This window comes from Acidovorax facilis (assembly GCF_023913775.1).
Classification (GTDB): domain Bacteria; phylum Pseudomonadota; class Gammaproteobacteria; order Burkholderiales; family Burkholderiaceae_C; genus Acidovorax; species Acidovorax facilis.
The window spans coordinates 1-7,582 of the sequence record NZ_JAMXAX010000201.1 but is presented as its reverse complement, the minus strand read 5'-3'; the positions used below and the strand labels follow the sequence as shown (position 1 = coordinate 7,582).

Annotated in this window: 5 protein-coding genes; all 5 read right to left on the bottom strand. The window is 66.6% G+C overall.

Translation table 11 applies throughout. The annotated features are described in order from the left end of the window. Positions 1-71: 71 nt before the first annotated feature. A complete protein-coding gene (locus NFX52_RS28725) occupies positions 72-1,781 on the bottom strand; it encodes a tannase/feruloyl esterase family alpha/beta hydrolase (RefSeq protein WP_055399777.1) in 1,710 nt (569 codons plus the stop codon). 121 nt (positions 1,782-1,902) lie between these two features. Next, positions 1,903-3,603 (bottom strand): acyl-CoA dehydrogenase family protein, encoded by a 1,701-nt coding sequence (locus NFX52_RS28720; RefSeq protein ID WP_055399778.1) that lies wholly within the window; start codon positions 3,601-3,603, stop codon positions 1,903-1,905. A gap of 274 nt (positions 3,604-3,877) precedes the next feature. Next, positions 3,878-4,867 (bottom strand): Bug family tripartite tricarboxylate transporter substrate binding protein, encoded by a 990-nt coding sequence (locus tag NFX52_RS28715; protein WP_055399779.1) that lies wholly within the window; start codon positions 4,865-4,867, stop codon positions 3,878-3,880. Between the two features lie 53 nt (positions 4,868-4,920). Then, the gene (locus NFX52_RS28710; protein ID WP_055399781.1) at positions 4,921-5,685 is read right to left on the bottom strand and encodes an SDR family NAD(P)-dependent oxidoreductase; all 765 of its coding nucleotides are present in this window, start codon (positions 5,683-5,685) and stop codon (positions 4,921-4,923) included. 37 nt (positions 5,686-5,722) lie between these two features. Continuing rightward, positions 5,723-7,582, bottom strand: a 1,860-nt coding sequence (locus tag NFX52_RS28705) for a feruloyl-CoA synthase (protein ID WP_252635943.1), incomplete at its 5' end; no start/stop codon positions are given.

The following is a 7,582-nucleotide window of genomic DNA, read 5'->3' as shown; positions in this document are numbered from 1 at the left end:
TATCGAAAGCGCCAGCAGCTTCAGCTGCAAGTAGTGCCCCGGCCCTGGCCGCAGTGGCCAGGGCCGGGGCACTACTTGCAGCTGAAGCTGCTGGCGCTTTCGATATCACCCGTGCCGTTGTAGCGCGCCACCTTGGGGTAGGCGCACAGCGGGCGGGTGCGGTTGGCGGACCAGCTGGCGGGCAGGTCGGGATTGGCGCCGGCCACATTGCCCGCTGCTCTCACCCCTGCAACCACGCTATCGGGCGCCTGGCCTTTTTCCACCCAGTTGACCAGCGAGGTCAGCATGTCGAACTGGTCGGTGGCCGGGCCCATGCCGCAATGCGACATGCCGGGCACGGGGTAGTACCGCGCGAAGTTCGATGCGTCGCCGCTGTTGTTTGTGCGCAGGCCCTCATACCAGTTGGCCGTGTCGTTGGCCGAGAAGATCGGGTCGCTCACACCGTGGTAGACCATGACCTTGGCGCCGCGTTGCTTGAGCGTGGCCAGATTGGTAGGGTTGACGGGCTGCATGAATGCCAAGCCCGATTCGGTGTACACGCCGCTGGTCGCAGCCACCGAGGTGAGCATGGTGTCGATGGGTGTATTCAATGCAAACGCTGGGGCGCTGAAGCCTGTGGGGGACACTGGCGGCGAGCCCCAGGTCATGGCAGTCATCGCGGGGTCGATATTGGTGGAGACGAAGAACTCCCAGAACGACGAGTCCGCAGCGTTGTGGCCAGTGTCGAAGGGGAAGCTCGCGTAGAACTTGTTGCCCTTGCTGTCCACCGCGCCCGAGAAGATGGGCGCGATGGCCGTCTTCTGGGCGGGCGTCAGGCAGCTGCCGTCCCGCGCGCCAGAGCACGACGGAATGTCACGCTGGAAGTCGAAGCTGGCCTGGCAGGCCGCAGTGTCTTGCACGATGCCGTCCTTAGCCCCGTCCAGCGCATCGCACTTTTCAAGCACCTTGGCAGAGACCATAGCCCGCTCGGTGCTCGTAAAAGCGGTGGACAAGTCCGCTGGGTCGGTTGCGATGGTCGCGTACTGCTTGGCGCCGAACTGGTTGGCGATGGCCGCCAGCGGCAGGCGGTAGCCGGGGGCGCCAGCCAGGTAGCCGTCGTATTCACCCGGCATCCGGGTCATTGCCACGAAGGTGTGGCGGCCGGCATTGGAGCAGCCGCCGATGTAGGAGCGGTCGGGTTTTTTGCCGTAGGCCGAAGCGATCAGGTCCTTTGCCATCGGGGTCAGCTTGGCCACCGCCTGGTAGCCGTAGTCCAGCCGGGCCTGGGCATCGATACCAAAAGTCATGTTCCCCTGTCCGGCGTGGCCGGCGTCAGAGCTGATGACTGCAAAGCCTTGCTGCAGCGCCACGGTGGGCTGCGGCCCGGTCTGGGAGCCAATTGCGGGCCAGAGCACGCCGTCAGAGCCGCCGTTGGCCTGGTAGAAGAACCGGCCATTCCAGGCCAGCGGCATACGCATCTCAAAGGCAATGGCATAGCGCTGGCCGTCCTGCGGGCTGATGCGGGGAAACATCTCGCCGCGCACCAGGCAGTGTGCGGGCATGGGAGCATCGCCACGGGTCAGTGCCCCTGCAGCCACCGGCTCGGCCAGGCTGATCTGCGTGTTGGGGTGGGTGAACTTGCTGGCCAGGTCAGAGCACGTGGCCAGCGTGCCCGGTGTGGCCGCGCTCAGCTGCGGCAACCCCGCGTCCGACGATCCCCCGCCGCAACCCATGAGTAGCGCCACCGGCAGGGCCGACAGTGCGAGAGGGTGCAATCGCATTCTTCTTTTCGTACGGTTCATGCTGTTGTCTCCATTTTTTTGAGGCGCAAGGAATCCCGCAGCGCGGCCTCAACACGCTGTGGGAGGGAAAGCGGGAGATCGTCTGGTTGCTACTGAATCAATAGCTTATGGCGCTTGCCTATCAGGCGGTAGCGGCTTTTCTTGGCAAAGATTCGAACGCCTGGGTGATGCGTTGGCGGATGATGGCCGCGCGCATCTCGAACTCAGGCAGTACCCACTGTGCGAAGGCGTTGGCAGGCTCTTGCCAGCGCGGCGTGTTGCTGGCTGCGGCAATGCGCTGCCAGGCCCAGTCCAGCAGCACCAGCGCCACGGCGCGCAGGTAGTCGTCGGCCACCCAGTAGGGCAGCTCGGCGTCGGACTGGGCAGCTATCGCCAGCGTTTGTGTGATCTCCACCAGCGCATGGCGGCGTGCGCTGGCCGCAGGGCTGGGCGCTGTGCCAGGCAGTGTGGTCAGCAGCGTTGCCAGGCCCTGGCCGCCATCGGCCAGCACCTTGCGCACCAGCAGGTCAATCGCCTGGATCTCGTTGGTGCCCTCGTAGATCATCGCCACGCGCGCATCGCGCACGATCTGCTCGATGCCCCATTCGCGCACATAGCCGTGGCCACCAAACACCTGCAGGCAGGCACTGGCGCCGTGGAAGCCCTGGTCGGTGAGTGCGGCCTTGAGCACGGGCGTGACCAGTGCACACCAGCGCTGGGCGGCGGCGCGCTCGCCCGCGTCGGTGCTGTGCTTGGCCACATCGAGCTGCAGGGCGGTGTGGTAAGCCAGCACACGCCCGCCGTCGATCCAGGCGCGCTGCGTGTGCAGGATGCGGCGGATGGCGGGGTGGTCGTGGATGAGGCTGGTGTCTTTGGCGCCGGGTGCGCGCATCTGGCGGCGCTCGGCCGCATAGGCGCTGGCCTTTTGCCAGGCGGCTTCGAGCAGGCCGATGCCCTGCAGGCCCACGTGCAGGCGGGCGGCGTTCATCATCACGAACATGGCGTTGAGGCCCTTGTTCGGCTCGCCCACCAGCCAGCCGGTGGCGTCGTCAAACCGCATCACGCAGGTGGGGCTGCCGTGCAGGCCCATCTTTTCTTCGATGCGCTCGCACACCACGGCATTACGGCTGCCGTCCTGAAGCACCTTGGGCACCAGAAACAGCGACAACCCCTTGGGGCCCGCCGGTGCATCGGGCAAGCGCGCCAGCACCAGGTGCACGATGTTGTCGGTCAGGTCGTGTTCGCCGCCCGAGATAAAAATCTTGCTGCCGTTCACCCGCGCGCTGCCGTCGGGCTGCAGCACGGCGCGTGTGCGCACCAGGCCCAGGTCGCTGCCCGCGTGGGCTTCGGTCAGGCACATGGTGGCCAGCCATTCGCCGGTGGCGACCTTCTCCAGGTACTGCGCCTTGAGTTCGTCGCTGGCGTGGTGCTTGATGCATTCGTACGCGCCATGCAGCAGGCCGGGCGCCATGGTCCAGCCGTGGTTGGCACCGGCCAGCCATTCAAACAGCACACATTCGAGCACTGCGGGCAGACCCTGGCCACCGTCCTCGGGCGCGCACGACAGCGACGGCCAGCCCGCCTGCCAGAAGGCCTGGTAGGCATCGCGAAATCCTGGGGGCGTGTGCACTTTGCCTGCGTCAAACCGGCAGCCTTCCTCATCGCCCGTGCGCTGCAACGGGGCGATGGCGCTGTCCACAAACTTGGCGGCCTCGTCCAACACCTGCGCAGCCAGCTCGCCATCGGTGTCGGCAAACGGCGCCAGCGCCTGCCAGCGGCTGGGCGCCTGCAACACGTGGGTCAGCAGATGCTGGATGTCGGCAAGGGCTTGGCGTGCTTGCATTAAATGCTCACTATTTGATAGCTATTGGCGCTTGATGGATAAGCGCTGGATGCCGTTTTCTTCTGAATTTCGTCGGCACGAGCCTGGTGGCTGCTTGCGCCTTGGATTGGACAGGCTCAGCCCGAACGGGTGGGGTGTGGGGGTTGCGCCCGCCACCCGTCGATACCGGCGCGCCCCCAGGCGAGGGCCACCGCGCAAGGGCCGCCCCGCCGCGCTGGTGGCGTCCCCCCCAAGGGGGGAAGCGGCGAAGCCGCTCAGGGGGGATTCACAACCTTCAAGAATCTGCGGTGAAACCAATCTTCTTGATCAGCGGACCCCAGGTGTCGTACTCGGCCTTCTGCCAGCGCGCTTGTTCCTCGGGCGTGGAGCCGTGGGGCATCAGGCCCACGATGGCCAGGCTGTCGATGACAGACTTTTCCTTCAGGGCGGCGTTGATGGCAGCGTTGGCGGCGGCAATCACGGGCTTGGGCGTGGCGGCGGGGGCGTAGAAGCCAAACCATTCTTCGGTGGTCAGCTCGGGGAAGCCCTGCTCGGCGAACGTGGGCACATCAGGAACGTACTGCGAGCGCTTGGGGCCCGAGGTGGCCAGGATGCGCAGCTTGCCCGCCTTGTAGTTGGCGATGAAGTCACCGTGCGGCGTGACCATGGCAGCCACCTGGCCGCCCACCACGTCCGTCACGCCCGGGATGGAGCCACGGTAGGGCACATGGCGCAGGTCCACGCCGCTGTTGATGCCCAGCAGCGCGCCCAGGAAGTGCGGCGTGGAGCCAGCACCGGGCGAGCCGTAGCTGGCGTCCTTGGGGTTGGCCTTGGCCCAGGCCAGGAAGTCCTTCACGTTCTTCACGCTGGCGGGCACCATGGGGCCCACGGCCAGTCCGTGGTGCATCACGGCGGCAATCGACACGGGCGCGAAGTCCTTGTCGGTGTAGTTCATCTTGCTGTAGATGTGCGGGTAGTTGGCAATGGCCGACACCTGCGCCAGCGCCAGCACCGAGCCGTCGGCGGGCGCTGCCTTCAGCGTCTCCAGCGCAATGCGGCCGCCCGCGCCGGGCTTGTTCTCCACCACGCCAGCGTTCTTGCTGAAGGCGCTGCCGCCCCATTTTTCTGCCACGCGGCGGGCCACGGTGTCGCCCGAGCTGCCAGCGGGGAAGCCGAAATACACCTTCACCTGGTCTACCTGGGCGTGGGCAGCAAAGGGATGCAGGGCGCCCAGCGCGGCGCTGGCGCCAAAGGCCTGGACGAGTTGTCGGCGGGTGATGGTCATGGTGTTGTCTCCTGTGTGTCGTTGAAAGCTCTGGGGGCGGGGGAAGGAATGGATCAGCGTGGCGCCATGCGCAGGGCGCCGTCCAGGCGGATGACTTCGCCGTTGAGATGGCCGTTGGTCACGATGTGGCAGGCCAGCTCGGCAAACTCCTCGGGCTTGCCCAGGCGTGGCGGGAAGGGGATGCTGGCGGCCAGCGACTGCTGCACGGCCTCGGGCAGTTCCTTCATCAGCGGCGTGGCAAACAGGCCGGGCGCCACGGTGCACACGCGGATCGCGTGCTGTGCCAGGTCGCGCGCCATGGGCAGCGTCATCCCCGCCAGGCCCGCCTTGGAGGCGCTGTAGGCCTGCTGGCCCACCTGGCCGTCAAAGGCGGCGACGGAGGCGGTGAACATCATTACGCCGCGCTCGCCGTTGTCCAGCACGTCGAGCTTGCTGCAGGCGGCGGCAAACAAACGGCTCACGTTGTAGGTGCCGATCAGGTTGATGTTGACCACGCGCACAAAGTCTTCCAGCGGCGCGGCACTGCCATCGCGCTGCACCACGCGTTTGGCGCTGCCGATGCCTGCAACATTCATGAGAATGCGCGCGGGGCCGTGGGCGGCGGCGGCCTTGTCGATGGCGGCCTGCACGCTGGCGGCGTCGGTGATGTCGCAGGGGCAGGCTACGCCACCAATGTCTGCGGCGACTTTTTCAGCCAGTTCGGCATTGCGGTCCAGCACCGCGACCTTGGCGCCCTGGGCGGCCAGTGCGCGTGCGGTGGCTTCACCGAGGCCCGATGCGCCGCCGGTCACGAGGGCGGCTTGTCCTTGAATCTGCATGGTGGTGTCCTTGGGTAGTCGTTCAGTTCAGGTCAATTCATTTCTGGGGCACGAGGGTGAATGGCAACTTGCCTTCGTGCATGGCTTCCACCAGGTTGGCGCGGTGTTTGAGCACGGCGCGCTGGTTGATGGAGCCCTTGTCGGTGATCTCGCCCTTGTCCAGCGAGGGCGGCTCGGCCATCAGGTGCATGCGCGCCACACGCGTGGCGCTGCCGGTGGCTTGTGCGGCCAGCTGGTTGATCACCTGCTGAAAGTGCTGCTGCACGGGCGCGCTCTCCAGCACCTGTGGCAGGCTGGCATCGCTGGGCAGGCCCGCCAGCGTGCGGATGTGGGGCGTGGGGATCAGCAGCGCGCCCACTTCCTTGAGGTTGATGCCGGTGATGACGGCGTCCTGCACATGGGGTGCGCAGGCCGCGATGATCTTGGCGCGCATGGGGCCCACGCTCACGAAGGTGCCGGTGCTGAGCTTGAAGTCCTCGGCAATGCGGCCGTCGAACTTCAGGCCCTTGTTGTGGTCGGCCTCGTCGATCCACTTCACGGCGTCGCCGGAGCAGTAGAAGCCTTCTTCGTCGAACGCCTCGCGCGTGGCCTCGGCATTGCGCCAGTAGCCTTGGGTGATGTTGGGGCCGCGATAACGCACCTCGGTCTTGCCATCCACGGGCACCAGCTTCAGCTCCAGCCCCGGCGTGGGCACGCCGATGTCGCCTGCCTGCACGTTGGGGCTGTTCACGGCCACACAGAAGGGGCAGCCCTCGGTCATGCCCAGGCCGGTGTTCATCACGATGCGCTCGCCCACCTCCTGCTCGGCCACCTCAAAGAGGGCATCCCAGATGGGTTGCGAGAGTGCGGCAGCGGCAAAGAAGAACATTTTCACGCGGCTGAGCAGGTTCTTGCGCAGCTGCGCGTCGGTCTTCATGGTGTGCGCCAGCACCTCGAAACCCGTGGGCACGTTGAAGTACACCGTGGGCGCGATCTCGCGCAGGTTGCGGATGGTCTCGGCCATGCCCGCGGGCATGGGCTTGCCCTCGTCCAGGTACAGCGTGCCACCGTTGTAGATGACGATGCCGAAGTTGTGGTTGCCGCCAAAGGTGTGGTTCCATGGCAGCCAGTCCACCAGCACTAGGTCGTCTTCGGTCAGCACCGGCATGGACTGGTTCATCTGCTGCAGGTTGGCAGCCCACATGCCGTGCGTGACGATCACCGCCTTGGGCGCCTTGGTGGAGCCCGAGGTGAACATGAACTTGGCGATGCTGTCGCCCGTGATGGCGGCGTGTGCGGCATCCACGGCGGGCGTGGCCTCGGTGGCCAGCAGCGCGCTGAATGGTGTGGTACTGCGGCCGGGCAGGGTGCCCTCGATCAGCGCCACCTCTACGTCGGCGCCCACCGTGGCGTTGATGGCGGCGGCAAAGCGCTCGCCGCTGCTCGCAAACACCAGGCCGGGCGTGAGGGTGTCGATGGCGTGGCGCAGCTTGTCGTAGTCCTTGCTCACGGTGGAGTAGGCGGCCGACACGGTGCATTGCGGGACGCCCGCCACCAGGCAGCCCAGCGACAGCAGAGCGTGCTCCAGATCGTTTTCGCTGAGCATGACCACGGGGCGGTCGGCACTCAGGCGGCGGTCCAGCAGCGCTTGCGCGATGCGGCGCGCGGACTGCCAAGCCTCTTGGTAGCTGATGTGCCGCCAGTCGCCCAGGCTGCCGTCGGCGTTCTTCACACGCTGCGCCATCCAGGTGCGGTCGGGCGTCGTCTGCGCCCAGTGCGCCAGGCGGTCGGTCAGGCGCACGGGGTGGGGTTGCAGGTCTTGCGTGGCGCGCACATAGACCACGCCGTTGTCGCCCTGGCGGGTGGTGACCTCGGTAACGCCAAAGCGCAGCGGCCGGTAGCGGGGGGTGGGGGCGGT

Bases quoted from the DNA above. Each gene is read 5' to 3' on its own strand.
- NFX52_RS28720 (WP_055399778.1), bottom strand. From the start codon at position 3,603: ATGCAAGCACGCCAAGCCCTTGCCGACATCCAGCATCTGCTGACCCAC.
- NFX52_RS28725 (WP_055399777.1), bottom strand. From the start codon at position 1,781: ATGAACCGTACGAAAAGAAGAATGCGATTGCACCCTCTCGCACTGTCG.
- NFX52_RS28715 (WP_055399779.1), bottom strand. From the start codon at position 4,867: ATGACCATCACCCGCCGACAACTCGTCCAGGCCTTTGGCGCCAGCGCC.
- NFX52_RS28710 (WP_055399781.1), bottom strand. From the start codon at position 5,685: ATGCAGATTCAAGGACAAGCCGCCCTCGTGACCGGCGGCGCATCGGGC.